The 2408-nt window shown below is 60.2% G+C and carries 5 protein-coding genes; 3 read left to right on the plus strand and 2 right to left on the minus strand.

From position 1 onward, the window contains the following. The 3 genes from WBB95_RS28835 to WBB95_RS28845 form a co-directional block, all read left to right on the plus strand. A partial coding sequence (locus tag WBB95_RS28835) for a DUF1214 domain-containing protein (protein ID WP_424490677.1) occupies positions 1 to 329 on the plus strand: 329 nt, incomplete at its 5' end. Between the two features lie 47 nt (positions 330 to 376). Further along, positions 377 to 589 carry a hypothetical protein gene (locus tag WBB95_RS28840; protein ID WP_424490678.1) on the plus strand — a complete coding sequence of 71 codons (213 nt, stop codon included), beginning with the start codon at positions 377 to 379 and terminating at the stop codon, positions 587 to 589. A 4-nt stretch (positions 590 to 593) separates the two neighbouring features. Beyond that, a complete protein-coding gene (locus WBB95_RS28845; RefSeq protein ID WP_424490679.1) occupies positions 594 to 1049 on the plus strand; it encodes a DUF1214 domain-containing protein in 456 nt (151 codons plus the stop codon). Between the two features lie 251 nt (positions 1050 to 1300). On the opposite strand, the gene WBB95_RS28850 is transcribed toward WBB95_RS28845, so the two are convergent. Continuing rightward, positions 1301 to 1612, minus strand: coding sequence for a hypothetical protein (locus tag WBB95_RS28850; RefSeq protein ID WP_424490680.1), 312 nt, complete (start codon positions 1610 to 1612; stop codon positions 1301 to 1303). Positions 1613 to 1622: 10 nt separating this feature from the next. Then, the gene (locus WBB95_RS28855) at positions 1623 to 2318 is read right to left on the minus strand and encodes a hypothetical protein (protein ID WP_424490681.1); all 696 of its coding nucleotides are present in this window, start codon (positions 2316 to 2318) and stop codon (positions 1623 to 1625) included. Positions 2319 to 2408 lie beyond the last annotated feature (90 nt).

Genomic DNA, 2408 nt, shown 5'->3' on the forward strand with positions numbered 1-2408 from the left:
AGACCTACAAGGTGAGGTTGCCCAAGAACATTCCGGAAAACAATTTCTGGTCGTTCACGGTGTACGACAATCAGACCCGCTCCATGCTGCGCACACCGCAGCGCTATCCGCGGGCGGGCAGCCAGTCGTACCCGTCACCTGCAGCGGTCCCCAACAAAGACGGATCGTATGACATCTACTTCGGCCCGACGGCGCCGAAGGGCAAGGAGGCCAACTGGATCCAGACCGTACCCAGAAAGGGCTGGTTCACGATCCTACGCATCTACAGTCCGCTCGAGCCGTACTTCGACAAGAGCTGGAGGATCGGCGAGATCGAGTTGGTGAAGTAGACATGATGAAAGCAAGAACAGCGAGCAAGCTAGCTTTGATCGGGCTCATGACCGCCACCCTGGCGGCGTCGGTATCGGCAGAAAAGCTGCCCACCGATCCAGTCGGTGGCGAACCGCCCGTCGGTTCGAAGCCCTCCGTAAAGGACCTGTCCGACCGGGTGACCTATCAGCGCGCTTTTGAGGCGGTGGTCTGGTCGATGCCGGCGCTGGCGCAACGTCTTCTACAGCGATCCCAACATGGGTTTCAGCTGGGATTATGAGGGGATGCTCGACTACGACAACCGCTCGGTTCACCCCTGGTTCACCGCGATCTATTTCCCCAACAAGGTCACCGCAAAGCCACCGACCATGTACCTCGCGACGGCCCGGGACAAGAACGGCAAGCTGTTCAAGGCGGGCAAGATATACAAGCTGACGGTGCCAAAGGATGTGCCGGTCAACCAGTTCTGGTCGCTGACCATCTATGACATGGAACCCTGGGCCTTCATCTACACCAAGGAAGAACGCCCCGGGCTGTCATCCCGCGACATCGCGAAAATGAAGCAGAACGAGGATGGCAGCGTCACGCTCTATGTCGGCCCCAAGGCGCCGAAGGGATACGAGAACAACTGGATCCCGACGGCGGGCAAGGCGCCTTACATGATGTTCCGCTTCTACGGACCTGAGGAGGCGTTCTACAACAAGACCTTCAAGCTGGCGGACGTGGAGCTGGTCAGGTAGCGGAGCCCCCCAATTTCCCCTCGTTTTCCCCTCGTCCTTGGGGATTCGCAAAAGGCCGGCGTAATGCAAGCTCATGAAATGAGCAGTGGCGATCGAATCTCCGTCGTTGACATCGATTTTGGAGGCCCTGCAATCTATCGGATCGTCGTCCATTCGGATTCGATTTCCTGAGACGCTCCCAACACGATGTCGCCTAACATGCAGATCGCTGCATGTGCAGTTCCGGCGAAAACTCAAACCGCTGTGCGGTTTCATCCCCTTCTGAGACGACCCAGCAGTCTACTGAAAAGCCGCCTCCACTCTTCCGCGAGGAGTGGAGCGGCCACCGCCGGACTCGAACGCAAGGACGGCAGGGGCGCTCGTTCCGGGTAGACAGGGTTGATCTGGCGCGCTGGGGCCGCTCCATCCTGCACCAGGAGATCGCGAAGAACTTGCTCGATGGTGTCCACCGGCAGATTTGGCAGCTCGTCGGTGAACCAGTGCTGCACCGCTTCGATGTCTTCGGGATCGACATCGCCGTACTCGGCGGCCGCATCGGCAAAGGCTGTGGTGGGTGTTGGCATGATGGTACCGTCAACGGAGTGGATCGAGCTCCTTGCTTGCCGCGATCGCGGCCGGAACGGTGTAGTAGCAGTAGCGGCCGTCGCTTGGTTTGAACAAGCGCCTCGGCCCCGGCGGAAGCTCGTCCTCGTCTGGCAAGACGGTCATGCCGCGCCGGCGATACCATTGGAGCAAGACGTCGCCGCCACGCTCGTCCGCGTAGAGCGCGGTCCGACCGAATCGCCGTTCATTGAGCGAGTGCGTGACCGCCACATCGAGTGCGATCGATCCCAGGCGCCGAGGGATGCAATCTTCCGGTATGGGGTGATCTTCGATGGTCGTCAGCGCCTCATCGGGAGCCGTCGAGAGAAACCAGACGAAGACGCTTTCTCGGTCGTGTTCGTCGAGCGCAGGCACACGCCCCAGCAGCTGCACGAGGGCGCATGGGATGAACCGATCTCTCTCCGGGTCGGTGATCCCGATCGTATAGCCGCCCGGTTTCCGTATTAGAACGCGCCCAGCGACTCGGGCGAAGGGGACGTAGAGGAGCCAGTTCCAACCGTTGTCTGCTCGGGTCGGATCGCGATCGATGATCGGTTGGACGTGGGAATGCCACCACAGAACGTGAGACACGGTCATTTTCGCAGTGTGAATCGGGATGTCTTGGCCGCTCTTGGTCGGCGCCCGGCGGACGAAGGGAACGCCCCGCTGCTTTCTCAGGAAGCCCACAGCCGTGTCCGTCGGTCAAACCTCATTTTCAGCAGAGTAATGTGAGCTAGACATGAGTGAAAGCGCAAGCGGTGTGCCCTGACGCGAGCT

Source organism: Pseudomonas sp., from assembly GCF_049645325.1.
GTDB lineage: Bacteria > Pseudomonadota > Gammaproteobacteria > Pseudomonadales > Pseudomonadaceae > Aquipseudomonas.